Origin of the sequence: Serratia ureilytica (assembly GCF_013375155.1) — a bacterium.
GTDB classification, from domain to species: domain Bacteria; phylum Pseudomonadota; class Gammaproteobacteria; order Enterobacterales; family Enterobacteriaceae; genus Serratia; species Serratia ureilytica.
Genome location: NZ_JABXOF010000005.1, coordinates 259,557 through 284,665 on the forward strand (window position 1 = coordinate 259,557; position 25,109 = coordinate 284,665).

Genomic DNA, 25,109 nt, shown 5'->3' on the forward strand with positions numbered 1-25,109 from the left:
GCTACTCCTCGGGATCGTTGAACCCCATCATCCAGGTGAAGAGAAAACCGGCGATAATCGTAATCAGCATCCCCGCCAGATACAACATCACCTTACCTGAGACGATGGTCAACGCCAAAGGCAGCCCCGAAATGCCAAAGGTAATCACCGTCGCCACTTTCCAGTAGCTGATCAGCGCGCCGCCTACCGCACCGCCGAGGCAGGCGCCGATAAACGGCCGGCCCAGCGGCAGCGTCACCCCGAAGATCAGCGGCTCGCCGATGCCGAGAATGCCGACCGGCAACGCCCCTTTGATCACCTTCTTCAGCCGCGCGTTACGGGTTTTCAACAGCACCGCCAGCGCCGCCCCCACCTGACCGACGCCGGCCATCGCCAGGATCGGCAACAGCGGGTTGGAACCGTGCGCCTGCACCAGCTCGACGTGGATCGGCACCAGCCCCTGGTGCAAGCCGGACAGCACCAGCGGCAGGAACAGCCCGGAGAGCAGCGCCCCCACCAGCAGCCCGCCTTTGTCGATCGCCAGATTGGCGCCGTGGGCGATGGCATCGGAAATGGCGCCGCCGATCGGCTGCAGGATCAGGATCGCCAACGAGGCGGTCACCAGCGTGGTCAGCAGCGGATTGAGGATCAGTTCGACCGACTCCGGCAGCAGCGTGCGCAGGCGTTTCTCCACCCAGCACATCAACGCCACCACCAGCAGCACGGCGATCACCCCGCCGCGCCCCGGCTGCAGCGCCTCGCCGAACAGGGTGATCTGCGCCAGCGCCGGGCTGGAGAGGATCCCGGCCATCACGCCGCCCATCGCCTGTGAGCCGCCGAACACCCGCGCGGCGTTCACCCCGACCAGAATGTTCATGATGGCGAACACCGCGCTGCCGAAGATCGCCAGCAGCCCCAGCGCGTTCGGGTAGTCCAATGCCAACTGTCCGGCGATGTCGGGCCGTTTCAGCAGGTTGATGATGCCAGTGATCAGCCCCGAGGCGATAAACGCCGGGATCAGCGGAATAAAAACGTCGGCCAGCTTTTTCAGCGCGCCGCTCATCGGCGCCGCGTATTTCTGTTTGGCCTGCGCCTTGGTGCGGGCGGCGTCACCAACGGCGGGCTGCGCGCTGCCGCTCAGCAAAGCGCGCATGGCGTCCACCACCTTGGCGGCGGCGCCCGGGCCGACGATAAACTGATGCTGTTCACCCTGCTTGATATAGCCCTTCACGCCGGGCAACTGCTTGAGGGCCGCCAGATCCAGCCGCTGTTCGTCGCTGACCTCGACGCGCACCCGCGTCATGCAGTTCTCCAGTTTGAGGATATTGCCCTCGCCCCCCACGCCCGCCAGGATCTGTGTCGCCAATGCCGTTGTCTTGTCCATCGCCGCCCCCACCGTGAATTAACGCGCCAACGCCGCGCGCAGGTAGCCGTCGTGCCGCTGCAGCCGCTGCTGCGCCTCATCGGCGCTGACGCCGGCTAAAATCATCAGGATCGCAGGTTTGACCTCAAAGCCGGTCTGCGCCAGCGCCGCCTCCGCCTGAGCGCGTTCGGCGCCGGTGGCCTCCACCACGATGCGGCAGGCGCGATCCACCAGTTTGACGTTGGTGGCCTTCACGTCCACCATCAGGTTCTGGTAAACCTTGCCCAGCTTGACCATCGCGCCGGTCGACAGCATGTTAAGCACCAGCTTCTGCGCGGTGCCGGATTTCAGGCGCGTCGAACCGGTCAGCGCCTCCGGCCCCACCACCGGCGAGATCGCCACCTGCGCTTCGTGCGCGATCGGCGAATCCGGGTTGCAGGAGATGGCCGCCGTCGGGCAACCCAGCCCGCGCGCATAGCGCAGCGCGCCGATCACGTAGGGCGTGCGCCCCGAGGCCGCCAACCCCACCACCATATCGACGGCGGTCAGGTTCAGCGCCCGGAGGTCGGCCTCGCCCAGGGCTGCGTCATCTTCCGCCCCTTCCACCGCCTTCAGCAGCGCGCCCGGCCCGCCGGCGATTAGCCCCACCACCACGCCGTGCGGCACGCCGAAGGTCGGCGGGCACTCGGAGGCATCCAATACGCCCAGGCGCCCGCTGGTGCCGGCGCCCAAATAAATCAACCGCCCGCCGACCTTCAGCGCCGCCGCGGCCAAATCGACCGCCTGCGCGATCGCCGGCAGCACTTTTTCAATCGCCTCCGGCACCTTGCGATCTTCCTGGTTAAAGCAGCGGACCATGTCCAACGTCGACATCTCATCCAGCCCCATAGTGGCCGGGTTGCGGGTTTCCGATACCAGTGCGCCTAAGTTCATCTGTTCACCTTTGAATTTTTAATTCACAAAATTAAGTCAATATTTGAATATTTTATTCAACAAAGCGAGCGCTATTTGCTATTTTAACGACGAGCTCACAAAAATTTTCACCGCGCGTTTTCGCCGCCTGCGTGGCAAAATGGCCGCTGGTTTCCAGGGAAAGATCAATGAGTACCCTTCTGCGCATTCGCCAGATGTATCCGACACTGGCGCAAAACGACCGCAAGCTGGCGGATTTTTTGCTGAACAACGCCGAACAGGCGCGCCATCTCAGCTCGCAAAAGCTGGCCCAGCTGGCCGGCGTCAGCCAGTCGAGCGTGGTGAAGTTCGCCCAAAAGCTGGGCTATAAAGGTTTCCCGGCGCTGAAGCTGGCGCTGAGCGAGACACTGGCCCAGCCGCAGGCCGAACCGGTAGTGACCGTTCATAACCACATCCTCAGCAGCGACACGCTGAAAACCGTCGGTGAAAAGCTGTTGGCGGAAAAGCAGGCGGCGCTGCGCGCGACGCTGGACATCAACAGCGAAGAACGGCTGCATCAGGCGCTGGACATGCTGCGCCAGGCGCGCCGGGTGATGCTGATCGGCATCGGCGCCTCCGGGCTGGTGGCCAAGGATTTTTCCTTCAAGCTGCTGAAAATCGGGGTGATGGCGGTGGCCGAAGCGGATATGCACGTTCAACTGGCGGCGGTGCAGGCGCTGGACAAACGCGATCTGCTGGTGGCGATCTCCTTCAGCGGCGAGCGGCGTGAAATCAATCTGGCGGCGGAAGAAGCGCGCCAGGCCGGCGCCAGGGTGCTGGCGCTGACCAGCTTCTCGCCCAACGGCCTGCAGCAACGCGCCGATCACTGCCTCTATACCATCGCCGAAGAGCCCCGCACCCGCAGCGCGGCCATCTCTTCCAGCACCGCCCAGTACGCTCTCACCGACCTGCTGTTTATGGCGCTGATCCAGCACGACCTCGATCATGCCCGCGACCGTATCAGGCACAGCGAACAATTGATGAAAAAGTTGGTTTAACCGGTATAATCGCCGCTGCGAAAAATACCCCTGTTAATAATGAGAGATACGCCATGGCCCTGCTAATCACACGCAAATGCATCAACTGCGACATGTGCGAGCCGGAATGCCCGAACCAGGCGATTTCGATGGGCGATGAGATCTACCAAATCGATACCGACCGCTGCACCGAGTGCGTTGGCCATTACGATACGCCAACCTGTCAGCAGGTCTGCCCCATCGACAACACCATCATTACCGATCCGCAGCATCGCGAGACTAATGAGCAGCTGTGGGATAAGTTCGTGGTGTTGCACCACGCCGATCGCATTTAACCCGCCGCAGGACTGACAAGGGCGCCGCAGGGCGCCCTCTCTATTTTCAGCTTTCGACGATCACCGTCGCGCAGGCATAGCGCCTTTCATCGGCCAGCGAAACGTGGATCGCGGTGACCCCCATCTCCCCCGCCAGCTCGGCGGCGCGGCCGTGCAAACGAATATTCGGTTTGCCCAGCGCATCGTTGAACACCTCGAACTGGTTGAACGCCAGGCCGTTGCGAATGCCGGTGCCGAACGCCTTGGCGGCGGCCTCTTTCACGGCGAAACGCTTGGCCAGAAAGCGAATCGGCTGCTGGTGCTGCTGGTACAGCGCCCATTCGGCGTCGCTCAGCACGCGGCGCGCCAGACGATCGCCGCTGCGCTCCACCACCGCTTCGATACGCGCCATCTCGACGATGTCGGTACCCAGCCCGAGCACCGCCATTACCGGCGCGCTTCCCGCATCAGCACTTTCATGTCGGCAACCGCAGCCGGCAGCCCGCTCATCACCGCCTGGCCGATAATCGCATGGCCGATGTTCAGCTCGTGCATTTCCGGCAGCGCAGCGATCGGCTGCACGTTGTGATAGGTCAGGCCGTGGCCGGCGTTGACCTTCAGCCCCTTCTCGGCCGCGTAGGCGGCGGCGACCGCGATGCGGCGCAGCTCGGCCTGAACCGCCAGCTCGCCCTGCGCTTCGGCGTAGGCGCCGGTGTGGATTTCGATATAGGGGGCGCCCACCGCCACCGCCGCGTCGATTTGGCGATGATCGGGATCGATGAACAGCGAGACCAGAATGCCCGCCTGCGCCAGGCGCTCGACCGCCACGCTCATTTTGTCCAGCTGGCCGGCAACGTCCAGGCCGCCTTCGGTAGTCACTTCTTCACGCTTTTCCGGTACCAGGCAACAGAAATGCGGCTTCAGCTCCACGGCGATGTCCAGCATCTCGTCGGTCACCGCCATCTCCAGATTCATGCGCGTCTGGATGGTCTGGCGCAGCAAGCGCACGTCGCGGTCGGTGATGTGGCGGCGATCTTCGCGCAGATGCACGGTAATGCCATCGGCCCCCGCCTGTTCGGCAATGAATGCCGCCTGAAGCGGATCCGGGTATTGGGTTCCGCGCGCGTTACGTAACGTGGCGATGTGATCGATATTGACGCCCAGCAGTAAATCAGCCATGACAACCTCTAAATACGATTTTCAGTGCCAGCAGTTTACACGCGGGTGCAGAACGGCAAAAGGGGAAAAGGTCAGGCGTCGTCGACCGGCGTATTCGGCTGTTTGCGCACGAATTGGCGAAACAGTTCGCGGCTCTTCAACGGCTTGCCGCCGAGGTAGGGTTTCAGCGCCATGCGGGTGAAGCGCTTGGCGGCGCGCAGCGTCTCGGCATCGGGAAACTGCCGCTCCGCCAGCGCGCGCAGTTCGCGCCCGGTGAAGCTGTAGTGATCCACCACCAGGCTGGCGATAAAGCCTTTCTCTTCACGGTAGCGGTAGGTCATGGCGTCATCCACCGGCAGGCCGCTGCCGGCGCAGTGCAGGAAATCGAGGCCGTAACCCAGGTGCTGCAACAAGGCCAGCTCGAACTGGCGCAACGCCTGTTCCGGCGAGCTGTCTTCCGCCGCCAGCGCCTGCAGGCATTGCAGGTAGTCGAAGAACAGCACCGAGTAGTTGGTTTCCTGCTCCAGCACGCGCGCCAGCAGTTCGTTCACGTACAGGCCGCTGTAAAGCATCATGCCGCTGAGGGGTAAACCGAGAGAGACCGCTTCGGCGTTACGCAGCGTTTTCACTTCGCCGCGGCCGCCCCAGCGCACTAACAGGGGGGTAAAGGGCTGCAGGCAACCCTTCAGATTGGAGCGGCGGCTGCGCGCGCCTTTTGCCAGCAAGCGCACCCGCCCATGACCTTCGGTAAACAGATCCAGCATCAGACTGGTTTCACTGTACGGCCGCCCATGCAGGACGAAAGCGCGCTCCCAGCCGTCCACGGCGTTACTTCAGATCGTCAACATAGCCCAGGCTGCGCAGCGCACGTTCGTCGTCCGCCCAACCGGATTTCACTTTCACCCACAGCTCCAGATGCACTTTGGCATCGAACATCTGTTCCATGTCCTGGCGCGCTTCGATGCCGATGGTTTTGATCTTGGCGCCCTTGTTGCCGATGACCATTTTCTTCTGGCCTTCGCGCTCGACCAGGATCAGGCCGTGCACATCGTAGCCGCCGCGATCGTTGGCCACGAACTGTTCGATTTCCACCGTCACCGAATACGGCAGCTCTTCACCCAGGAAACGCATCAGCTTCTCACGAATGATCTCAGACGCCATAAAGCGCTGGGAGCGATCGGTGATGTAGTCTTCCGGGAAGTGGTGTTCCGCTTCCGGCAGCAGCTTGCGCACGATGCCGGCGATGGTGTCGACGTTCATCCCTTTCTCGGCGGAGATAGGCACCACGTCGAGGAAATTCATCTGCTGGCTGAGGAACGCGATGTGCGGCAACAGCTTGGATTTGTCGGTGACGTTATCTACCTTGTTGATCGCCAGCAATACCGGGCAGCGCAGGCTGCGCAGCTTGTTGACCACCATTTCGTCGTCGGCGGTCCAGTTGGTGCCTTCAACCACGAAGATAACCAGTTCGACGTCGCCGATCGAGCTGCTGGCCGCGCGGTTCATCAAACGGTTGATGGCGCGTTTTTCTTCGATGTGCAACCCTGGGGTATCGACGTAGATCGCCTGATAGGCGCCATCGGTGTCGATGCCCATGATGCGGTGACGGGTCGTCTGCGGCTTACGCGACGTAATGGAAACCTTCTGCCCCAGCAGTTGGTTCAGCAACGTCGATTTGCCCACGTTCGGGCGGCCGACGATGGCGATAAAACCGCAGTGTTGTTTTACTTCACTCATTCAAGCTCCAGCTTTTTCAGCGCTTGTTCCGCTGCCGCCTGCTCGGCTTTACGGCGGCTCGAGCCGGTGCCCACCACGGGCTCGCTCAAACCACTCACCTGGCAGTGGATGGTAAACTCTTGGTCGTGCGCTTCACCGCGAACCTGCACCACCAAATAAGAAGGCAACGGCAGATGACGCCCCTGCAAAAATTCCTGCAAACGGGTTTTCGGGTCTTTCTGCTTATCACCGGGGCTGATTTCGTCCAACCGGCTGCGATACCAGTCCAAAATCAGGCGCTCGACGGTCTGGATGTCGCTGTCCAGGAACACGCCGCCGATCAATGCCTCCACCGTATCCGCCAGGATTGACTCGCGGCGGAACCCACCACTTTTCAATTCGCCCGGCCCAAGCCGCAGACATTCGCCCAGGTCAAACTCGCGCGCCATCTCCGCCAGCGTGTTGCCGCGCACCAGCGTGGCGCGCATGCGGCTCATATCGCCCTCGTCTACGCGAGGAAAGCGGTGATAGAGCGCATTGGCGATGACAAAGCTAAGAATCGAGTCACCCAGAAACTCAAGACGTTCATTGTGTTTACTGCTGGCGCTGCGGTGAGTCAAAGCCTGCAGTAAAAGCTCCTGCTGTTGAAAAGTGTAGCCCAGCTTCCGCTGCAGCCTGTTTATTACGATGGGGTTCATGAGTTACCAATAGATCAAGAATGCGTCAAAAACTTGCAGCATACGGAACAGGCCTGCTTCGCCGAAAGCCGATCCAAAGCTGTTTCGTTTGCAGTGGCTCCCAGCAGGAGCCAACTTTTATCGCTCGAGAAAGTATTCTACAACGAGTGGAAACATAATGCTGTGTTTATATCCCCTTAATCTTTCACGCCGCAGCAGGCTGCGGCGTGAAATTGACAGGGAATAAATCAGCGATTAATGAATGCCGCCAATCCGGCTGAAACGCACGCCGGTAGGCCACTCGCCTTCCTGCTTTTCAAAGCTCATCCAGATGGCCGTGGCTTTACCCACCAGATTCTTCTCCGGCACAAAGCCCCAGTAACGGCTGTCCGCGCTGTTGTCGCGGTTGTCGCCCATCATGAAGTAATGCCCGGCCGGCACCACCCACTCCGCCAGCGGTTTGCCCGGCTGTTGGTAGTAAGCGCCCACCTGATCCTGCGTGCCCGGCACGGTCAGGATGCGGTGCGTCACGTTGCCCAGGCTCTCCTGACGTTCACGCAGACGAATGCCGCCCTGCGGCACGTTGTCATTCAGCGGGATCTGGTAGAAACCGTTGCTGGCCTCGCCCATGCCGCTGCGGCTGAACAGCTGTACGAAGTCGCTCGGCTGCGCGTCGGCGTAGGTGACCGCCAGCGCGGTATCGCAGGACTGCCCGCTGTTGCACGACGGCTGCACCGTAACGCGCTTATTCACCGGATCGTAAGTAATACGGTCGCCCGGCAGGCCAATCACGCGCTTGATATAATCCAGCTTCGGATCCAGCGGATATTTAAATACCGCAATATCGCCGCGCTTCGGATGACCGGTTTCAATTAGCGTGGTCTGGGTTATCGGATCTTTAATGCCGTAAGCATATTTCTCCACCAGAATGAAATCGCCAATCAACAGCGTCGGCATCATTGAGCCGGACGGGATTTGGAACGGTTCGTAAATAAACGAGCGCACCACAAAGACCAGCAGCAACACCGGGAAGACCGATGCCCCGGTCTCTACCCAGCCTGGCTGCTTAGCCACTTTCGCCAGCGTTTTATCGTCTACTGCGCCCGCGGTCTGCTCGTTGACCGCCGCAATCTTCGCGCGGCGGGCCGGCGCCCATTTAAAGCGCTCGAAGCACCAGATGATCCCGGTGACCAGGGTGGCCAACGCCAGGATCAGGGCAAACATATTCGCCATGCAAACTCCCTCGTTTCGCGAACTCGTCGCGGTTACTTGCCGTCTTTACCGACGTGCAGAATGGCCAGGAACGCTTCCTGCGGCAGCTCGACGTTGCCGACCTGCTTCATGCGCTTCTTACCGTCTTTCTGTTTCTGCAGCAGCTTTTTCTTACGGCTGACGTCACCGCCGTAGCATTTCGCCAGCACGTTTTTACGCAGCTGCTTCACGGTGGAGCGCGCGATGATGTGCGTGCCGATCGCCGCCTGAATCGCGATGTCGAACTGCTGACGCGGGATCAGATCTTTCATCTTTTCCACCAATTCACGGCCGCGATACTGCGAGTTATCGCGGTGGGTGATCAGCGCCAGCGCATCCACGCGCTCGTTGTTGATCAGCACGTCCACGCGCACCATGTCGGAGGCCTGGAAGCGCTTGAAGTTGTAATCCAGCGACGCATAACCGCGCGACGTGGACTTCAGGCGGTCGAAGAAGTCGAGCACCACTTCCGCCATCGGGATTTCATAGGTCAACGCCACCTGGTTGCCGTGGTAGACCATGTTGGTCTGCACGCCGCGTTTCTCAACGCACAGGGTGATGACGTTGCCCAGGTATTCCTGCGGCATCAGCATGTGGCATTCGGCGATCGGCTCGCGCAGTTCCTGGATGTTGTTCAACGGCGGCAGCTTGGATGGGCTGTCGACGTAGATCACTTCTTTGCCGGTGGTTTCCACTTCGTAGACTACCGTCGGCGCGGTGGTGATCAGATCCAGATCGTATTCACGCTCCAGACGCTCCTGAATGATCTCCATGTGCAGCAGACCAAGGAAGCCGCAGCGGAAGCCGAAGCCCAACGCGGTGGAGCTTTCCGGTTCGTAGAACAGGGAGGCGTCGTTAAGGCTCAGCTTGCCCAGCGCATCGCGGAAAGATTCATAGTCGTCGGAGCTGATCGGGAACAGACCGGCGTACACCTGTGGCTTCACTTTTTTGAAGCCCGGCAACGCTTTATCCGCCGGCTGACGCGCCTGCGTCAGGGTATCGCCCACCGGCGCGCCGAGGATGTCTTTGATCGCACAGACCAGCCAGCCCACTTCGCCGCAGTTCAGCACGTCGCGATCGACCTGCTTCGGCGTGAAAATGCCCAAACGATCGGCGTTGTACACCTGGCCGGTGCTCATGACCTTGATCTTGTCGCCCTTGCGCAGCGTGCCGTTCTTGACGCGCACCAGCGACACGACGCCCAGGTAGTTATCGAACCAAGAATCGATGATCAACGCCTGCAGCGGCGCATCCGGATCGCCCTGCGGCGCAGGAATGTCGCGCACCAGGCGCTCCAGCACGTCGGGCACGCCGACGCCGGTTTTGGCCGAGCAGCGCACGGCATCGGTGGCGTCGATGCCGACGATGTCTTCAATTTCCTGCGCGGCGCGATCCGGATCGGCGGCCGGCAGGTCGATTTTGTTCAACACCGGCACCACTTCCAGATCCATTTCGATCGCGGTGTAGCAGTTGGCCAGCGTCTGGGCTTCTACGCCCTGGCCGGCGTCCACCACCAGCAGCGCGCCTTCGCAGGCCGCCAGCGAGCGGGACACTTCATAGGAGAAGTCAACGTGGCCTGGGGTGTCGATAAAGTTAAGCTGATAGGTCTGCCCATCCAGCGCCTTGTAATCCAGCGTGACGCTCTGCGCCTTGATGGTGATGCCGCGCTCGCGCTCCAGATCCATGGAATCGAGCACCTGCGCAGCCATTTCACGGTCGGACAGGCCACCGCAAATTTGGATAATGCGGTCAGACAGCGTCGACTTACCGTGGTCAATATGGGCAATAATGGAGAAATTTCGTATATGCTTCATTATAAAAGTTTTTCTGCCTTGGTATTTCTGAATTACTCGCCTATAGAAACCCGCATGGACCTAAAGCGACAGTGAATGGGTTAGGCCGTCTTGCACCTGAATCGCTGCATTCTACATGCCACACCACTGAAAACCTAGCGATCGGTGCAGTGAAGGCATTCTATTATGCGCAGCTAAATGTTACAGGGCGCCCCGGCTGATGAAAACAGATGTTAACACGGGCTATACGGCCTGAACCCAAGGCTTGCAGGCGCTCCGTGGCCGTCAAACTCCGGCGCTAATACATAACCGGCCGCAGCGCAATAAACCCCTTCTGAAATTATCGAAAAAGAATATTTGGATCAACCTCTTAGAATTCGATTTTGCCCCACATCCTTTAGGAAAAACCCCATATACGCCACCACCGTCCCTCGGATAGAAAGGGCATGAACTCCGCGACAAAACATTATTCCGGGCACTACATCGGCAGCCCACCGGGGTTCACCAGCATATCTGCGTACGTTGATTGGAAGGTGCATTATGATCGATAAAGGGCAAATGCTGAGCCGGCACGATTTTTCGAAGGTCAACTGGGGCATTCTGGCGGCGGCGGCGCTGCTGTTCAGCGTGGGTGCGGCGCTGTTGGTGCTGCCGCTGCTGAGCAGCATTGATGAGAACGACGTCATCACGCTGTTGCAGGCCGGCGCGGGCACAATTTTACTCGGCTGTACGCTGCTGGCGCTGCGGCATTACCTGCGCCCGGTGTTGACGTATCGGCTCTACGAGCACGGCGTGCGGGTCTTTGACGGCCACCATCACAAAGAGCGTTTCATTCCGTTTGAGAAAATCGGCGACATCTATCGCTTTCGCGGCGGCAAGGCTTTTGGCGGGTTGTTTGACGTCACGGCGTTCCGCGCCGGCGCGGATCAGCCCTGGTGCACGGTCTTCAGCAATGTCGCCCATTCGTGGCGACTGGCGGACGTGATCGTCGATCAGCAGCTGCAGCAGCGCGGGCCATTGGCGTTGAACGCGCTCTATCAGGGGGAGACGGTGTCGTTTCACACGGTTGAGGGCGACGCACGCTGGCTGTGGCAGTTGCTGCTCGGCAAACGGCAAGGCACGCCGACCGAAACGCTGCGGCTGAGCGCCACCCTGCTGACCACTGAACGGGGCAACGTGCCTATCGAGCAGATCCGCGCGTTGGAAAATCATCCGCAGCGCGGCATCCGCTTATTCGACGGCCAGGGCAATGTGCTGTTCGCTATCAACGATGATTCGCTGCTCAGTGCCGATCTGTTCATCGCGCTGCTGGAACATATGATCCACAACCGCATCCCCGCCTATCACAACCCGGCGATGACGCGGCCGTCGGTTTAAATCAGCGGGGAGTTTTCCGCCTGCATGCGCAGTGCGGTAGGCGGTAAGCCAATCTGCAGCACCACCGGCTGATAGTCGGCCTGCTCGCCCAGACGCCGGGCCAAGCGGCGCGCCAGCATAAAGGCCACCCCGCCGCCCAGCACGGCGCCGACTGCCGCCGAGGCGTCGCTGCCGAAACAATATTGCAATAACGCGCCACCCAGCATCATGCCCAGCAGCGGCGTCAGGTAAACCAGCATGGCGGAGCGCAGCAGGCTGCCTTCCGCGATGCCGACCTCGACACGCTGCCCCGGCTCGAGCGGCTGATCGATATGCACCTGCAGCTGATGCTCGGTTTCCGGCACCAGCTCGTTCAACGCACGCGCGCCACAGCCGGAGCGCGCGGTGCAGCTGCCGCAGCCGGCCTTGGGTTCACAGCGCAGCAGCGCTACGCCCTGTTGCCACGAAACCACCGTGGCCCACTCTTTCATCATTACGGCGATACCTTGAAAGAAATGCTGTCGGCGATGCGTTTGGCCGTCGCCGGCGGCAATTCGCCCACAATCGTGATTTCGTTGCCCGCGCGCACTTCGGTCTGGATGGTGCGGCGCCCTTGACGGTAGTACTGCTGCCCGGCTCCGCTGCCCGCCGGGCTGACGTTGACCGAGAAGCTGAACAAGCCGTCGCTGTAAAGGCGGGATTCAACCGGCACGGCGACGTTAGGCAATTTGCGGCGGTTGCGCGCCACCTCGTCTACCCCCGCCGGCAGCCAGCCGGTGCTCCAGCTCAGCTGGACGTTTTCCACCGCCGGCAGCGACAGCAGCGGCGGCAGGTTGGCTTTGAGCAGCCCCTGCATCGCGCCCTGCACGTCGGCGCCGACCGCGAAGGAGATCACCCGATATTGCTCCAGCGTTTCGCCGTCGCGATCGAGCAAATCCACCCGCAGCGGCAGCTTGGTGTCCTCGTCCATCCAGACGATGTAGCTGTAGCGGGAACCGTCGCGCGCCACCACGCGCAGCACTTCACACGGCCGATCGGCGATGCGGGTGCTGCCCACGGAGATGAAGTCGTAGTACTTGGCCAGGCGGGTGAAATCGGCATAAACGATCGCCGGCAGCGCATCGACGATGTGATCGCCGGTGAGCGTGAACGGCTCCAGGCCGGGTTCGAAGTAGCTGATCCCGCCGCCGCGCTGCAGCACTTCGCGGCGCGGGCCGTCCATGTGCAACAGCTGGCCGAGCGGCACGTTGCCGATCACCGCATGGCGATAGCGCAACGACTCGATTCCCTGCTTGCTGATGCTGATGTAGGCGAGCTCGTAATTGAGAGAACGGCTGGCGCTGCTCATCTGTTGCAATAACGCCCCGGACGCAGTCGGCTGCGCCGGGGCGATGCTGGAATAGAGCAGGCTGCCCGTCAATAAACAAACGGAGAACCAGATTTGCTTCATTACTGCTGTTGCATTCCTAAAGACTGAGTTCCGGGAACCTGAATGGCAGCCTGTTGCGGATTGCTTTGCTCAAGCTGCAGCTGATCCGAATGCAGGCGACGTTGCAGTTCATAGTCCTGCAGCATGGCGTTGATACGCTTACGCTGTTCCTGCACCTGCTGCTGTTGGCCGCTGCCGGTGGAGAAACTGTCGGCAGGAACGCCCAGGCTGACCGGTGAGGCCTGGCCCATGATCGGCAGCGTGGTGAAGGCCGGCGATTCGGACGTGTTCGATGACGCAGAAGGCTGGTTGTAGTGCTGCACGCCGACGATGACCGCCAGCGACACGCAGGCCGCCATGCCGATTTGCGTAATCTGGCTCGCCCAAGGACGCACTTTGTCCCAGAACGGCATTTTCTGCCAGGTGTGAGGCTGCGGCTGAGATTCCTGGACGGCGGAAGGCACCAGCCGGGCAGGTTCTTTCTCAAGTGCAGCGGCGACGCGATCGGCGATATCGAAATGCATCACTTGTCCGATATCACCCCGCAGTGTGTCACGTATCAGGTGATAGCTCTGCCAGCTTTGCTGAAGCGTTCGATCTTGCGACAGAGAACTCAACAGCTCGCTGTCGAACGATTCACCATCCATCAGAGCGGAAAGCTTTTCTTTCTGCATGCCTAAGTACCCTTCCTGTGCCCGCCATTGCTAACGCTGGATCAGCGGTTGAACTTTATTATCGATAGCTTCCCGGGCGCGGAAAATACGCGAACGTACGGTTCCGACCGGGCAATCCATGATGGCGGCTATCTCTTCGTAGCTTAGACCATCCAACTCCCGCAGGGTAATCGCCATGCGAAGATCCTCAGGGAGAGACTCAATGGTACGGAAAACTATCTGTCTCAGCTCTTCTGACAACATTAAGTTCTCAGGGTTCGAAATTTCTTTCAGTGCGCCCGCACTTTCGTAATTTTCCGCATCGTTGGCGTCCACATCACTGGATGGCGGACGGCGCCCCTGAGCAACCAGATAATTCTTTGCCGTGTTCACGGCGATTCGATACAACCAGGTATAAAAAGCGCTGTCGCCACGGAACGATTCCAGTGCGCGATAGGCCTTGATAAACGACTCCTGCACCACATCGGGCACATCGCCCTGCGGCACATAGCGGGAAACGAGACTCGCCACCTTATGCTGATAGCGCACTACCAGTAGGTTAAACGATTTCTGGTCGCCCTTTTGGACCCGCTCAACCAGAACTTGATCCGTTAACTGCTCGCTCATCCGAGGTAAACTCTCCCCAAATCCGTCTCCACGCGTAAAATTGTACTGCCAGCCATACATTATTTTCCTGAGCAAGCACTCGCTTGGAGTTCATATAGAACACGAAGTTCCATATCGCCATTGTTTTTTCTGTTGATGTCACCCTATCCGTGGCTTTTGCCCGGACAGTTAGGCTAACATGAAATTCACTCTTCTTCTGCACACATCATACGTTATGCAACCATCATCTGAACATGTTAGCGATGTACTGATCGTCGGCAGCGGCGCTGCGGGCCTGTCACTGGCGCTGCGCCTGGCGCAGCATTGCAAGGTTACCGTTCTCAGCAAGGGGCCGCTCAGCGAGGGGGCCACCTTTTACGCCCAAGGCGGGATCGCCGCGGTGTTCGATGAGACGGACAGCATTGCCTCACACGTTGATGACACTTTGATTGCCGGCGCCGGCCTGTGCGACAAAGAGGCCGTCGAATTCATCGCCGGCAACGCGCGCCACTGCGTGCAGTGGCTGATCGATCAGGGTGTGCTGTTCGACACCGAGGTCAACGCGCAGGGCGAGGCGCATTATCACCTCACGCGCGAAGGCGGCCACAGCCATCGCCGCATCCTGCACGCCGCGGACGCTACCGGTAAGGAAGTAGAGACCACGCTGGTGGGGAAAGCAAGCGCTCACCCCAATATTTGCGTGATGGAACGCCGCAACGCGGTTGACCTTATTACCTCGAACAAAATCGGCCTGCCGGGCACCCGCCGAGTCGTGGGCGCTTACGTCTGGAACCGCGAGCTCGAGCGGGTGGAAACCTACCGCGCCAAAACGGTGGTGCTGGCCACCGGCGGCGCGGCCAAGGTATACCAATACACCACCAACCCGGACATCTCCTCCGGCGACGGCATCGCCATGGCCTGGCGCGCCGGCTGCCGGGTCGCCAACCTGGAGTTCAACCAGTTCCACCCGACCTGCCTGTTCCACCCACAGGCGCGCAACTTCCTGCTGACCGAAGCGCTGCGCGGCGAAGGGGCTTACCTGAAGCGCCCGGACGGCAGCCGCTTTATGCCCGATTTCGACCCGCGTGGCGAACTGGCCCCGCGCGATATCGTCGCCCGCGCCATCGACCATGAAATGAAGCGCCTGGGCGCCGACTGCATGTACCTGGATATCAGCCACAAGCCGGCGGAGTTCATCACCCAGCATTTCCCGATGATCCACGAAAAGCTGCTGACGCTGGGCTTCGATCTGACTCGGCAACCGATCCCCATCGTCCCGGCGGCGCACTACACCTGCGGCGGCGTGATGGTCGATCAGCACGGCCGCACCGATCTCGACGGGCTGTACGCCATCGGCGAGGTCAGCTACACCGGCCTGCACGGCGCCAATCGCATGGCGTCGAACTCGCTGCTGGAGTGCCTGGTTTACGGTTGGTCGGCGGCGGAAGACATTCTGCAGCGCCTGCCGTTCATCCAGCAGGCCAAACAGGTGCCGCACTGGGATGAAAGCCGGGTGGACGATGCGGACGAACGGGTGGTGATTCAACACAACTGGCACGAGCTGCGGCTGTTCATGTGGGATTACGTCGGCATCGTGCGCACCACCAAGCGCCTTGAGCGCGCCCTGCGCCGCATCAACACGCTGCAGGCGGAAATCGACGAGTACTACGCGCACTTCCGCATCTCCAACAACCTGCTGGAGCTGCGCAATCTGGTGCAGGTGGCCGAGCTTATCGTGCGCAGCGCCATGGCGCGCAAAGAGAGCCGCGGCCTGCACTACACGCTGGACTACCCGGATTTGCTGCCGGAAGCGCTGCCGACCATTTTGCAACCTTAAACTCTGCGACAGGGCGCCTTATCGGCGCCCTTTTCTTTTCAGTAGAACAGGTAGAAGTCGGTGATCAACCGGCGGAAATCGTCGGTATAGCTGCCGTCGGCCTGTTTGATCGCCAGCGCCTGCTCCCGCAGCGGCGTTTCCCGCCGCGTCAGCGCCAGCAACATCCGGTGCAGCGGCGTATCGGCCCGATCGCTGACGTTCACTTTCGCCGCCGTGTGCCAACCGCTTTGCTGCGCCAGGCGTTCGAATTCGGCGCCGATGTCGTGCGGCAGCACCACGCAGAACGTGCCCTGCGCGGCCAACAGCTGCGCGGCGCAGGCCAACAGCGCCTCGTGCGTCAGGGTTTCGGTGTAGCGCGCGTTGTGGCGCGCCTGATCGCGGCAGGCCACCGCCGGCTCAAAATAAGGCGGATTGCTGACGATCAGATCATACTCAGCGGCATGCTGCTGCGCATAATGGTGAATATCCTGCGCATGCACGCGGATGCGCTGCGGCCACGGCGATTCCGCCGCGTTTTCGCGCGCCTGGCCGGCGGCGGCTTCATCCAGCTCCACCGCGTCGATGGTCACTTCGTCGCCGCTGCGCTGCGCCAGCATCAGCGCGATCAGCCCGCTGCCGCTGCCGATGTCCAGCACCCGGCGCGCCTGCCCCAGCGGCGCCCAGGCGCCGAGCAGCACCCCGTCGGTGCCCACTTTCATGGCGCAACGATCGTGGGCGACAAAGAATTGTTTAAAGGTAAAACCCCCGCGGCGCGGGGTAAAATCGGCTTTCGATCGCTTGCTCACACTCACCACCTGGCTATAAAACTGGCGTAGCATAAGGCAATCTGATCGGCGGGAAAAGAGCGGCTTTCCGCTTAAATAGGTGAAGATCGCGGCCAACCCGTCTATAATCGGCGCCCCAAGTAGAGGTAGACCATGACAGCAACCACTTTTTCCGAACTCGAACTCGATGATCGCCTGATCGACGCGCTGCGCGACAAAGGCTACGATCGCCCCACCGCCATTCAGGCCGCTGCGATCCCGCCGGCGATGGACGGGCGCGACGTCTTAGGTTCGGCTCCGACCGGCACCGGCAAAACCGCCGCCTTCCTGCTGCCCGTGTTGCAGCACCTGCTGGACTTTCCACGCAAGAAATCCGGCCCGCCGCGCGTGCTGATCCTGACGCCAACGCGTGAACTGGCGATGCAGGTCGCCGATCAGGCGCGTGAATTGGCTGCTCATACCTCGCTGGATATCGCCACCATCACCGGCGGCGTCGCTTACATGAACCACGCGGAAGTGTTCAGCGAAAACCAGGACGTGGTGGTCGCCACCACCGGCCGCTTGCTGCAATACATTAAAGAAGAGAACTTCGACTGCCGCGCGGTGGAAACCCTGATCCTCGACGAAGCCGACCGCATGCTCGACATGGGCTTCGCGCAGGACATCGAAACCATCTCCGCCGAAACCCGCTGGCGCAACCAGACGCTGCTGTTCTCCGCCACGCTGGAAGGCGAAGCGATCCGCGAATTCGCCGAGCGCATCCTGAAAGAGCCGGTGGAAGTGGAAGCCGATCCGTCGCGCCGCGAACGCAAAAAGATCCTGCAATGGTACTATCGCGCCGATGACGTGCAGCACAAAACCGCGCTGCTGATCCACCTGCTGAAGCAGCCGGACGTGCAGAAATCGGTGATCTTCGTGCGCAAGCGCGAGCGCGTGCATGAGCTGGCCACCTGGCTGCGCGAAGCGGGCATCAACACCTGCTATCTCGAAGGCGAAATGGTGCAGGCCAAACGCAACGAAGCGGTCAAACGCATGATGGATGGCCGGGTTAACGTGCTGGTGGCCACCGACGTTGCCGCGCGCGGCCTGGATATCCTCGATATCACCCACGTGTTCAACTTCGACATGCCGCGCACTGCGGATACCTACCTGCACCGCATCGGCCGTACCGGCCGCGCCGGGCGCAAAGGCACTGCCATTTCGCTGGTGGAAGCGCACGACCATCTGCTGCTGGGCAAAGTGGGCCGTTACCTGAACGAGCCGCTGAAAGCGCGCGTGATCGACGAACTGCGGCCGAAAACCAAGGTGCCGAACGAGAAGAGCAACGGTAAACCGTCGAAGAAAGTGCTGGCCAAGCGCGCGGAAGACAAGGCGAAGAACAAAGAAAAGGCCAAGGTGAAAGTGCGCCATCGCGACGCCAAAAACGTCGGCAAACGCCGTCAGGCGAAGGCCAAACCGGCCGGCGACGCGCAATAACCGCCGCTGCCTAAGAAAAAACCGCCTGTACAGGCGGTTTTTTTATGGGCGTTTACTGCTGCGCGTAATGCGTGGCCAGGCGGCGCCCCTGCAGCCATTTATCCAGCTCGCGGAACTGCGCCTTCAGCTCGTCATTCTGCAAATGCGCCGGCGTTTGCGAGAAGTAAAACTGGAACGCATAACCCTGCTGATTGCGCGCCCGGGCATCGGCACCGGCCTGCAACAGCAACAGCGCTAGGTGCGGCGCGTTGATCTTCGCCGCCAGATGCAGCGGGGTATCCCCCAGCCGATCGCTCAACGTGGTGTCCGCCCCGGCCGCCAGCAGCAGCCGCAACTGCTCCTCACGCCCGGCCAGCACCGCCGCCGCGAGCGGCGTGGCGCCGGTAACGGCATTGCGCACGTTCACCGGCGCCCCTTCGGTCAGCAACAACCGCAGATACTGTGCGTCTTGCAACATCGCCGCGGTGTGCAGCGCGCTGTTGCCGTCCAGCCCCGCCGTCGCCGGGTCGGCACCGAGCTCCAGCAACGTCTGCACGCTGGCCGGCTGTTGCGAAAGCACCGCCCACTGCAACAGCGTGACCTGCCGATCGCCCCGTTCGCGCAAGCGATCCTGCGTGGCCTGCGCACCGATGCCCTGCGTATCGCCGCGCGCCACCGCCTGAGCCAGCGCCTGGTTGCTGCGGCCGTCAAACGGTGAAATCTCCTGCCCCATCTGTTGCTCCTTAGCCATCATCAGTAAACCGGTCACCGCGACCAGCGCCAGTAAGGCTATCGCCAGCGCCCGCCGCAAGCGACCCCCTTCAGGCATTGGCCTTCGCCTCCCACGGCTTTTGTTCCGCCATCGAGCTTATCACCTTGTCGATGCCGTGCGCCGTCAGGCTGCGATCCAGATGCTTGCTCGGCCGCCAGTCATCGATGCCGGTCAGGGTATCGTTGTTGGCCAGGGTAATGTTGTGGCCGATGGCGTCCGGGATCAGCGAAGTCGATTCCTGGGTGCTGGTCAGCATGTCATATTGCTCGCTGTAACGGCGAATGCCGCCGGCTTCGGCGTCTTTCTTCGCCGCCGCCGGATCGATCCCCAGGCGATTCAGGGTGTAATCCGACACCCCGGCCGCATTGAAGGTGACCGCGACGGTGCCGGTCGCCAGCGCCGCCGTGGCCGCCAGACCGCCGCCGAGCGAATGACCGGCGATCACCAGCGCATCGCCGAAGGCCGCCTTGGCGCTTTTGGCGGCGGCAACCGCCTGATTGTACTGCACATCGTCATACCCCGTCGCCTGCCGCACGTTGCTCAGCCAGTCGCGCCAGTCGTTGGTGCCGGCGAACGCCAACACATACTGCTTGTCGTTGCTGTAAATCCCGGCCTGGAAACCGCTGCCCGCGTCGTGCAGGCTGGCGGGATCGATACCGAAACCGAGCAGCGCGCTGTCGCTCAGACGGTTGAACCCGGCGGCGCCCTGGCCGTTCAGCGAGTAAACGTCCTTGGCCAACAGCGCCAACGCATAATCGCCTTCCTGAGATTGTTGTCCCCGGGTCACGCCCGGCGCAACCGCCGTCGGCGCCGCCGCGGAGATATCGCCGACCAGCGTATTCAACAGGTTCTGCGCGTTCAGCGTATTCTGAGAAGGGGTGGCCACCGGCGCCGGATTTGCCGGCGCGGCCGCAGGCTGCGATGCCGTCGCCGTTTCGGCAGCGGCGCGAGGTGTAGGGATCGCGGCCACCGGGGATACTGCAGAGGTAAAACTTAAAGGCATACTCATGCCGACTCCTTGTCGATAGACTTTTTTATTTAGCACCTGAATAGGTGCTGATTTAGCTATCGGCAGGTCGGATGAGTTCTGTATCAGGAATGCTTATCTTTGTGCAGAATGTGATCCGCCTTCAGTTTTCGGCTATCAAGCACAAAAAAGGGAGCCGAAGCTCCCTGATTGACTGCGCCGCCGATTACAGGCTTTCGGTAAAGGTGCGGGCGATAACGTCGCGCTGCTGTTCCGGCGTCAGGGAATTGAAACGCACCGCATAGCCGGACACGCGGATGGTCAGCTGCGGGTATTTTTCCGGATGCTTGACCGCGTCTTCCAGGGTTTCGCGACGCAGCACGTTGACGTTGAGGTGCTGGCCGCCTTCCACGCGCACGGTCGGCTGCATTTCCAGCGGCACTTCACGGTATTCGATCTGGCCCAGATCGCTGACCGCGACAACCTGATCTTCCGCGTAGTTGGCCTTGGCGCACACGCAGCGAGCTTCCGCTTTTTCATCGTCCAGCAGCCAGAAAGAATTCACCAGCGCCTGGTCGTTCGCTTTGGTAATTTGAATACCGGTAATCATTATGTTGCCTCCGTACAAGGGCGTAAAAATTCACATCGTGAGAAAACCCAATTCTGGTTTCGGCCATTTGGTAAAACCATTGTTGTCTTGTTGTTCTGTATACCAGCCTGACCGGGCCAGTTCTTTGATTAAAGTCAATTTTTACCGGGTAGGCACAGGGCGTGAAGGGGCAAATTTATGTTTTATATCAATTTTCCCACTGCGGCAAAAACCAATTATTTTTGTAAATTTTCAAAAATAATTGCATAAGGCACGGCGGCGAGAAATGAAAAGCGGGTTTCGCTGCGCGTGCTGAAACGGTAAGCTATAGCCCATGAATTGCTAAAGAAAACAAAGGAGAGCGTTTATGGCCACCTCCCTCACCTGGCATGACGTGATCGGCAAAGAGAAAGAGCAGCCCTATTTTGTTGAAACGCTCGCCTTTGTTGCCGCTGAGCGCCAGGCCGGTAAGACCATTTATCCACCGCAGAAGGACGTGTTCAACGCTTTCCGCTATACCGAGCTGGCGGACGTCAAGGTCGTCATCCTCGGCCAGGATCCGTATCACGGCCCCAATCAGGCGCACGGCCTCTCTTTCTCGGTGCGCCCCGGCGTGCCGGCGCCGCCGTCGCTGGTGAACATGTATAAAGAGCTGGCGACCGACATTCCCGGTTTCGAGCGCCCGGATCACGGCTACCTGCAAAGCTGGGCCGAACAGGGGGTGCTGCTGCTCAACACCGTGCTGACGGTGGAAGGCGGCCGCGCGCACTCGCACGCCAACCTGGGCTGGGAAACCTTTACCGATAAGGTGATTGCCGCCCTGAACGAGAACCGCGAAGGCGTGGTGTTCCTGCTGTGGGGCTCGCACGCGCAGAAGAAAGGCAACTTTATCGACCGCAACCGCCACCATGTGCTGAAAGCGCCGCACCCGTCGCCGCTCTCCGCGCACCGCGGTTTCCTCGGCTGCCGCCACTTCTCGCAGGCCAATCAGCTGCTGGAGCAGCAAGGGCTCACGCCGATCGACTGGATGCCGCGCCTGCCGCAGGCGTAGTCCAGAGACAAAAAAGGCACCCTCGGGTGCCTTTCTTTATGCCGTTGCCGGGGCGATTACGCCTTGGCTTTGGAGACCGCGACCATCGCCGGACGCAGCAGGCGGCCGTTCAGCGTATAGCCTTTCTGCATCACCATCATCACGTGGTTCGGCTGGTGATCGGCGGATTCCATCATGCTCATCGCCTGATGTACTTCCGGGTTGAACGGCACGTTGACGTCGCCGACGATTTCGATGCCGTACTTGCGCACCACGTCCAGCAGCGATTTCAGCGTCAGCTCGATGCCTTCGATCATCGCGGCCAGTTCCGGATTGTTTTTATCCGCCAGATCCAGCGCGCGCTCCAGGTTGTCGATCACCGGCAGCAGATCGCCGGAGAATTTCTCCAGGGCGAACTTGTGCGCTTTCTCGACGTCCAGTTCGGCGCGGCGACGGATGTTCTCCGCTTCCGCTTTGGCGCGCAGCAGGCTGTCGCGCTCGTGCTGCTGAGCTTCCGCCAGTTGGGCTTCCAGTTCGGCGATACGCGCATCGCGCAGATCGACGCCTTCCGCCGCTTCCGGCAGCGTATCCTCGTGATGAGCGTGTTGTTCCATTTCTTCCGAGACTTGCTCGTTTGGCGTCTTCTGTTCTTTACTACTCATGAATATCTCCGCGTTTTAGCATTAATCTCGCAACTTGGCTTATTATGGGGATCAAAACCGGGGTTTCAAGTCAACCGGTCACAATGTGGGGCATAAACGGGTCCCGGTGAGGAAAATCACAACAAATGAATAAAAAATTCGCCTGTATTGGCATTGTTGGCCACCCGCGTCACCCTTCAGCGCTGGCAACCCACGAGATGCTGTTCCACTGGCTGGTCGCCCGCGGCTATTCGGTGATGGTCGAACGCCAAATCGCCCATGATTTGGGGCTGAAAGACGCCGTCACCGGCAGCCTGGCGGATATCGGCCAGCGCGCCGATCTGGCGGTGGTGGTCGGCGGCGACGGCAACATGCTCGGCGCAGCGCGCGTGCTGGCGCGCTACGACATCAAGGTAATCGGAGTCAACCGCGGCAACCTCGGTTTCCTCACCGATCTCGATCCCGACAACGCCCTGCAGCAGCTGGCGGACGTGCTGGAAGGCGAGTACATCGACGAACAGCGTTTCCTGCTGGAAACCATCGTGCATAAAGAGCACCAGCAGTGCCGCATCAGCACCGCCATCAACGAAGTGGTGCTGCACCCCGGCAAAGTGGCGCACATGATCGAATTCGAGGTGTATATCGACGATCGCTTCGCCTTCTCGCAGCGCTCCGACGGCCTGATCATCGCCACGCCGACCGGCTCCACCGCCTACTCGCTCTCCGCCGGCGGGCCGATCCTCACCCCGTCGCTGGAGGCGATCGCGCTGGTGCCGATGTTCCCGCATACCCTTTCCGCCCGGCCGCTGGTGATCAACGGCGACAGCACCATCCGCCTGAAATTCTCGCAGATCGGCAGCGATCTGGAGATCAGTTGCGACAGCCAGATCGCACTGCCGATCCAGGAAGGCGAAGAAGTGCTGATCCGCCGCAGCAACTTCCATCTGAACCTGATTCATCCGAAGGACTACAGCTATTTCAACACGTTAAGCACCAAGTTGGGCTGGTCGAAAAAATTGTTCTAAAATCTGCATCGGCCACTTTACTGTATATAAAACCAGTTTATACTGTATGAAACTACAGTTATGTGTTTATACACAGGAAGGTTCCCATGCTGGCGCAATTAACCATCAGCAACTTTGCTATCGTTCGTGAGTTGGAAATTGATTTTCAACCGGGCATGACGGCGATCACCGGTGAAACCGGCGCCGGCAAATCCATCGCCATCGATGCGCTGGGGCTGTGCCTCGGCAACCGCGCCGACGGCAACGTGGTTCGCCTGGGAGCCGCCCGTGCCGACATTTGCGCCCGCTTCTCGCTGGCGGACACCCCGTCCGCGCGCGCGTGGCTGGAGCAGAACCAGTTGGACGACAGCAACGAATGCCTGCTGCGCCGGGTGATCAACGCCGACGGCCGTTCGCGCGGCTTTATCAACGGCACCGCCGTGCCGCTGTCGCAGCTGCGTGAGCTGGGGCAACGCCTGATCCAAATCCACGGTCAACACGCCCATCAGCTGCTGCTCAAGCCGGAGCACCAAAAAGCGCTGCTCGACGCCTACGCCGACGAACCCGCCCTGCTGGCGGCGATGAGCCAGGCCTACCAACGCTGGCATCAGAGCTGCCGCGAGCTGGCGCACCATCAGCAGCAGTCCATCGAGCGCGAAGCGCGCAAGCAGCTGCTGCAATACCAATTGAAAGAGCTGAACGAATTCGCGCCGCAGGCCGGCGAGTTCGAACAGACCGACGCCGAGTACAAGCGCCTGGCCAACAGCGGCCAGCTGCTGACCCTCAGCCAGCAAACGCTGCAGCTGCTGGCCGACAGCGACGAGAACAACATGCTCAGCCAGCTTTACAGCGCCAAACACCTGCTGCTTGAGCTGGCCGGGCTGGACGATAAGCTCAGCGGTCTGCTGGACATGCTGGAAGAGGCCTCTATCCAGATCAGCGAAGCCAGCGACGAACTGCGCCATTACGCCGATCGCATGGATCTCGATCCCAATCGCCTGCACGAGCTGGAACAGCGCCTGTCGCGTCAAATCAGCCTGGCGCGCAAACACCAGGTCGCGCCGGAAGAGCTGCCGCAGCTGCATCAGCAGTTGCTGGATGAACAGCAGCTGCTGATGCAGCAGGAAAGCGACCATGAGCACCTGAACGAGGCGGTTACCCTGCATCACCAGCAGGCGCTAGCGCTGGCGGAACAGCTGCACCAGAAACGCCTGCACTACGCCGCCGAGCTGACCACGCTCATCACCGACAGCATGCAGGCACTCTCCATGCCGCACGGCAAATTCAACATCGACGTGCGCTTCGAACCGCAGCACCTTAGCGCCGAAGGGGCCAGCCGCACCGAGTTCTGCGTCTCCACCAACCCGGGGCAGCCGCTGCAGCCGCTGGCGAAGGTCGCCTCCGGCGGTGAGCTGTCGCGCATCGCGCTGGCCATTCAGGTGATCACCGCCCGCAAGATGGAAACTCCGGCGCTGATCTTCGATGAGGTGGACGTGGGCATCAGCGGCCCGACCGCCGCCATCGTCGGCCGTCTGCTGCGCCAGCTCGGCGAATCCACCCAGGTGATGTGCGTCACCCACCTGCCGCAGGTGGCTGGATGCGGGCATCAGCACCTGTTCGTCAGCAAGCAGACCGACGGCACGGTCACCGAAACCCAGATGGCACCGCTGGATAAACGCGCCCGGCTGCAGGAGCTGGCGCGCCTGCTCGGCGGCAGCGAAGTCACCCGCAATACGTTGGCGAACGCCAAAGAACTGCTGGCGGCATAAAAAAGCTCAACTTTTTCACTTTCCTGCGGTCTGACAGTGACGCTGTTGGCCCGAGAAA

The 25,109-nt window shown here is 60.8% G+C and carries 26 protein-coding genes; 8 read left to right on the plus strand and 18 right to left on the minus strand.

Annotated elements, in window-relative coordinates; translation table 11 throughout:
* Position 1: 1 nt before the first annotated feature.
* Both HWW83_RS11725 and murQ read right to left on the minus strand, forming a co-directional pair.
* Complete coding sequence (locus HWW83_RS11725) at positions 2 to 1,363, minus strand: PTS transporter subunit EIIC (protein WP_033644117.1); 1,362 nt, start codon at positions 1,361 to 1,363, stop codon at positions 2 to 4.
* An 18-nt stretch (positions 1,364 to 1,381) separates the two neighbouring features.
* Positions 1,382 to 2,275, minus strand: a complete 894-nt coding sequence (gene murQ, locus HWW83_RS11730; RefSeq protein ID WP_089195090.1) for an N-acetylmuramic acid 6-phosphate etherase — start codon at positions 2,273 to 2,275, stop codon at positions 1,382 to 1,384.
* Positions 2,276 to 2,442: 167 nt separating this feature from the next.
* Here murQ and HWW83_RS11735 point away from each other — a divergent pair, with 167 nt between their 5' ends.
* A complete protein-coding gene (locus HWW83_RS11735) occupies positions 2,443 to 3,291 on the plus strand; it encodes a MurR/RpiR family transcriptional regulator (RefSeq protein ID WP_033644119.1) in 849 nt (282 codons plus the stop codon).
* A gap of 53 nt (positions 3,292 to 3,344) precedes the next feature.
* Positions 3,345 to 3,605 (plus strand): YfhL family 4Fe-4S dicluster ferredoxin, encoded by a 261-nt coding sequence (locus HWW83_RS11740; protein ID WP_033632309.1) that lies wholly within the window; start codon positions 3,345 to 3,347, stop codon positions 3,603 to 3,605.
* 46 nt (positions 3,606 to 3,651) lie between these two features.
* Here HWW83_RS11740 and acpS read toward each other — a convergent pair whose 3' ends face one another.
* From acpS to lepA, 7 genes are all read right to left on the minus strand, one after another.
* A complete protein-coding gene (gene acpS / locus HWW83_RS11745; RefSeq protein WP_004929169.1) occupies positions 3,652 to 4,032 on the minus strand; it encodes a holo-ACP synthase in 381 nt (126 codons plus the stop codon).
* Positions 4,032 to 4,763 carry a pyridoxine 5'-phosphate synthase gene (gene pdxJ, locus HWW83_RS11750; RefSeq protein WP_046687673.1) on the minus strand — a complete coding sequence of 244 codons (732 nt, stop codon included), beginning with the start codon at positions 4,761 to 4,763 and terminating at the stop codon, positions 4,032 to 4,034. The genes acpS and pdxJ overlap by 1 nt, the downstream gene beginning before the upstream one ends.
* A 71-nt stretch (positions 4,764 to 4,834) precedes the next feature.
* Complete coding sequence (gene recO / locus HWW83_RS11755; RefSeq protein ID WP_015378804.1) at positions 4,835 to 5,566, minus strand: DNA repair protein RecO; 732 nt, start codon at positions 5,564 to 5,566, stop codon at positions 4,835 to 4,837.
* Positions 5,567 to 5,570: 4 nt separating this feature from the next.
* The gene (gene era, locus HWW83_RS11760; protein WP_004929162.1) at positions 5,571 to 6,479 is read right to left on the minus strand and encodes a GTPase Era; all 909 of its coding nucleotides are present in this window, start codon (positions 6,477 to 6,479) and stop codon (positions 5,571 to 5,573) included.
* Entirely contained in the window at positions 6,476 to 7,156 is a 681-nt protein-coding gene (gene rnc, locus HWW83_RS11765; RefSeq protein WP_004929158.1) for a ribonuclease III, read from the minus strand. Before rnc ends, era begins: the two co-directional genes overlap by 4 nt.
* A 234-nt stretch (positions 7,157 to 7,390) precedes the next feature.
* Complete coding sequence (lepB, locus tag HWW83_RS11770) at positions 7,391 to 8,368, minus strand: signal peptidase I (protein WP_033644122.1); 978 nt, start codon at positions 8,366 to 8,368, stop codon at positions 7,391 to 7,393.
* Positions 8,369 to 8,400: 32 nt separating this feature from the next.
* Positions 8,401 to 10,200 carry a translation elongation factor 4 gene (lepA, locus tag HWW83_RS11775; RefSeq protein ID WP_019452315.1) on the minus strand — a complete coding sequence of 600 codons (1,800 nt, stop codon included), beginning with the start codon at positions 10,198 to 10,200 and terminating at the stop codon, positions 8,401 to 8,403.
* A gap of 519 nt (positions 10,201 to 10,719) precedes the next feature.
* Here lepA and HWW83_RS11780 point away from each other — a divergent pair.
* Positions 10,720 to 11,556, plus strand: a complete 837-nt coding sequence (locus HWW83_RS11780; RefSeq protein ID WP_033644123.1) for a hypothetical protein — start codon at positions 10,720 to 10,722, stop codon at positions 11,554 to 11,556.
* Here HWW83_RS11780 and rseC read toward each other — a convergent pair.
* The 4 genes from rseC to rpoE are packed head-to-tail and all read right to left on the minus strand — an operon-like array spanning position 11,553 to position 14,244.
* Positions 11,553 to 12,029: a SoxR-reducing system protein RseC gene (rseC, locus tag HWW83_RS11785; protein WP_033644124.1), complete on the minus strand. Its 477-nt coding sequence runs from the start codon at positions 12,027 to 12,029 to the stop codon at positions 11,553 to 11,555. The genes HWW83_RS11780 and rseC overlap by 4 nt on opposite strands.
* The gene (gene rseB / locus HWW83_RS11790; RefSeq protein ID WP_025303948.1) at positions 12,029 to 12,985 is read right to left on the minus strand and encodes a sigma-E factor regulatory protein RseB; all 957 of its coding nucleotides are present in this window, start codon (positions 12,983 to 12,985) and stop codon (positions 12,029 to 12,031) included. Before rseB ends, rseC begins: the two co-directional genes overlap by 1 nt.
* The gene (rseA, locus tag HWW83_RS11795; RefSeq protein ID WP_176589316.1) at positions 12,985 to 13,638 is read right to left on the minus strand and encodes an anti-sigma-E factor RseA; all 654 of its coding nucleotides are present in this window, start codon (positions 13,636 to 13,638) and stop codon (positions 12,985 to 12,987) included. Before rseA ends, rseB begins: the two co-directional genes overlap by 1 nt.
* Before the next feature lie 30 nt (positions 13,639 to 13,668).
* Complete coding sequence (rpoE, locus tag HWW83_RS11800; RefSeq protein ID WP_004929136.1) at positions 13,669 to 14,244, minus strand: RNA polymerase sigma factor RpoE; 576 nt, start codon at positions 14,242 to 14,244, stop codon at positions 13,669 to 13,671.
* A gap of 214 nt (positions 14,245 to 14,458) precedes the next feature.
* Here rpoE and nadB point away from each other — a divergent pair, with 214 nt between their 5' ends.
* Positions 14,459 to 16,060: an L-aspartate oxidase gene (gene nadB / locus HWW83_RS11805; protein WP_016929796.1), complete on the plus strand. Its 1,602-nt coding sequence runs from the start codon at positions 14,459 to 14,461 to the stop codon at positions 16,058 to 16,060.
* A 38-nt stretch (positions 16,061 to 16,098) separates the two neighbouring features.
* Here nadB and trmN read toward each other — a convergent pair whose 3' ends face one another.
* A complete protein-coding gene (trmN, locus tag HWW83_RS11810; RefSeq protein ID WP_033644126.1) occupies positions 16,099 to 16,878 on the minus strand; it encodes a tRNA(1)(Val) (adenine(37)-N(6))-methyltransferase TrmN in 780 nt (259 codons plus the stop codon).
* A gap of 99 nt (positions 16,879 to 16,977) precedes the next feature.
* Here trmN and srmB point away from each other — a divergent pair, with 99 nt between their 5' ends.
* Complete coding sequence (gene srmB, locus HWW83_RS11815) at positions 16,978 to 18,300, plus strand: ATP-dependent RNA helicase SrmB (RefSeq protein ID WP_004929122.1); 1,323 nt, start codon at positions 16,978 to 16,980, stop codon at positions 18,298 to 18,300.
* 52 nt (positions 18,301 to 18,352) lie between these two features.
* Here the strand turns inward: srmB and HWW83_RS11820 are convergent, their stop codons facing one another.
* The 3 genes from HWW83_RS11820 to grcA all read right to left on the minus strand — a co-directional run bounded on the left by HWW83_RS11820 (position 18,353) and on the right by grcA (position 20,628).
* Complete coding sequence (locus HWW83_RS11820; protein ID WP_033644127.1) at positions 18,353 to 19,108, minus strand: ankyrin repeat domain-containing protein; 756 nt, start codon at positions 19,106 to 19,108, stop codon at positions 18,353 to 18,355.
* Complete coding sequence (locus HWW83_RS11825) at positions 19,101 to 20,060, minus strand: Tle-like phospholipase domain-containing protein (protein WP_033644128.1); 960 nt, start codon at positions 20,058 to 20,060, stop codon at positions 19,101 to 19,103. The genes HWW83_RS11820 and HWW83_RS11825 overlap by 8 nt, the downstream gene beginning before the upstream one ends.
* 184 nt (positions 20,061 to 20,244) lie before the next feature.
* Positions 20,245 to 20,628 carry an autonomous glycyl radical cofactor GrcA gene (gene grcA / locus HWW83_RS11830; protein WP_004929114.1) on the minus strand — a complete coding sequence of 128 codons (384 nt, stop codon included), beginning with the start codon at positions 20,626 to 20,628 and terminating at the stop codon, positions 20,245 to 20,247.
* 346 nt (positions 20,629 to 20,974) lie between these two features.
* Between grcA and ung the strand changes: the two genes are divergently transcribed.
* Positions 20,975 to 21,658, plus strand: a complete 684-nt coding sequence (gene ung / locus HWW83_RS11835; RefSeq protein ID WP_033635636.1) for a uracil-DNA glycosylase — start codon at positions 20,975 to 20,977, stop codon at positions 21,656 to 21,658.
* 56 nt (positions 21,659 to 21,714) lie between these two features.
* On the opposite strand, the gene grpE is transcribed toward ung, so the two are convergent.
* Positions 21,715 to 22,299 (minus strand): nucleotide exchange factor GrpE, encoded by a 585-nt coding sequence (grpE, locus tag HWW83_RS11840; RefSeq protein ID WP_025159545.1) that lies wholly within the window; start codon positions 22,297 to 22,299, stop codon positions 21,715 to 21,717.
* Between the two features lie 125 nt (positions 22,300 to 22,424).
* Here grpE and nadK point away from each other — a divergent pair, with 125 nt between their 5' ends.
* Positions 22,425 to 23,303, plus strand: coding sequence for an NAD(+) kinase (nadK, locus tag HWW83_RS11845; protein ID WP_004929107.1), 879 nt, complete (start codon positions 22,425 to 22,427; stop codon positions 23,301 to 23,303).
* 86 nt (positions 23,304 to 23,389) lie between these two features.
* Positions 23,390 to 25,051, plus strand: a complete 1,662-nt coding sequence (gene recN / locus HWW83_RS11850) for a DNA repair protein RecN (protein WP_176589317.1) — start codon at positions 23,390 to 23,392, stop codon at positions 25,049 to 25,051.
* Positions 25,052 to 25,109: the final 58 nt, after the last annotated feature.

Coding starts and splice junctions, on each gene's coding strand:
- nadK (WP_004929107.1), top strand. CDS start 22,425: ATGAATAAAAAATTCGCCTGTATTGGCATTGTTGGCCACCCGCGTCAC.
- lepA (WP_019452315.1), bottom strand. CDS start 10,200: ATGAAGCATATACGAAATTTCTCCATTATTGCCCATATTGACCACGGT.
- grpE (WP_025159545.1), bottom strand. CDS start 22,299: ATGAGTAGTAAAGAACAGAAGACGCCAAACGAGCAAGTCTCGGAAGAA.
- HWW83_RS11825 (WP_033644128.1), bottom strand. CDS start 20,060: ATGAGTATGCCTTTAAGTTTTACCTCTGCAGTATCCCCGGTGGCCGCG.
- recN (WP_176589317.1), top strand. CDS start 23,390: ATGCTGGCGCAATTAACCATCAGCAACTTTGCTATCGTTCGTGAGTTG.
- HWW83_RS11725 (WP_033644117.1), bottom strand. CDS start 1,363: ATGGACAAGACAACGGCATTGGCGACACAGATCCTGGCGGGCGTGGGG.
- srmB (WP_004929122.1), top strand. CDS start 16,978: ATGACAGCAACCACTTTTTCCGAACTCGAACTCGATGATCGCCTGATC.
- nadB (WP_016929796.1), top strand. CDS start 14,459: ATGCAACCATCATCTGAACATGTTAGCGATGTACTGATCGTCGGCAGC.
- HWW83_RS11735 (WP_033644119.1), top strand. CDS start 2,443: ATGAGTACCCTTCTGCGCATTCGCCAGATGTATCCGACACTGGCGCAA.
- pdxJ (WP_046687673.1), bottom strand. CDS start 4,763: ATGGCTGATTTACTGCTGGGCGTCAATATCGATCACATCGCCACGTTA.
- ung (WP_033635636.1), top strand. CDS start 20,975: ATGGCCACCTCCCTCACCTGGCATGACGTGATCGGCAAAGAGAAAGAG.
- rseA (WP_176589316.1), bottom strand. CDS start 13,638: ATGCAGAAAGAAAAGCTTTCCGCTCTGATGGATGGTGAATCGTTCGAC.
- HWW83_RS11820 (WP_033644127.1), bottom strand. CDS start 19,108: ATGCCTGAAGGGGGTCGCTTGCGGCGGGCGCTGGCGATAGCCTTACTG.
- HWW83_RS11780 (WP_033644123.1), top strand. CDS start 10,720: ATGATCGATAAAGGGCAAATGCTGAGCCGGCACGATTTTTCGAAGGTC.
- rpoE (WP_004929136.1), bottom strand. CDS start 14,244: ATGAGCGAGCAGTTAACGGATCAAGTTCTGGTTGAGCGGGTCCAAAAG.
- rseB (WP_025303948.1), bottom strand. CDS start 12,985: ATGAAGCAAATCTGGTTCTCCGTTTGTTTATTGACGGGCAGCCTGCTC.
- HWW83_RS11740 (WP_033632309.1), top strand. CDS start 3,345: ATGGCCCTGCTAATCACACGCAAATGCATCAACTGCGACATGTGCGAG.
- grcA (WP_004929114.1), bottom strand. CDS start 20,628: ATGATTACCGGTATTCAAATTACCAAAGCGAACGACCAGGCGCTGGTG.
- murQ (WP_089195090.1), bottom strand. CDS start 2,275: ATGAACTTAGGCGCACTGGTATCGGAAACCCGCAACCCGGCCACTATG.
- lepB (WP_033644122.1), bottom strand. CDS start 8,368: ATGGCGAATATGTTTGCCCTGATCCTGGCGTTGGCCACCCTGGTCACC.
- rnc (WP_004929158.1), bottom strand. CDS start 7,156: ATGAACCCCATCGTAATAAACAGGCTGCAGCGGAAGCTGGGCTACACT.
- era (WP_004929162.1), bottom strand. CDS start 6,479: ATGAGTGAAGTAAAACAACACTGCGGTTTTATCGCCATCGTCGGCCGC.
- trmN (WP_033644126.1), bottom strand. CDS start 16,878: ATGCTACGCCAGTTTTATAGCCAGGTGGTGAGTGTGAGCAAGCGATCG.
- acpS (WP_004929169.1), bottom strand. CDS start 4,032: ATGGCGGTGCTCGGGCTGGGTACCGACATCGTCGAGATGGCGCGTATC.
- rseC (WP_033644124.1), bottom strand. CDS start 12,029: ATGATGAAAGAGTGGGCCACGGTGGTTTCGTGGCAACAGGGCGTAGCG.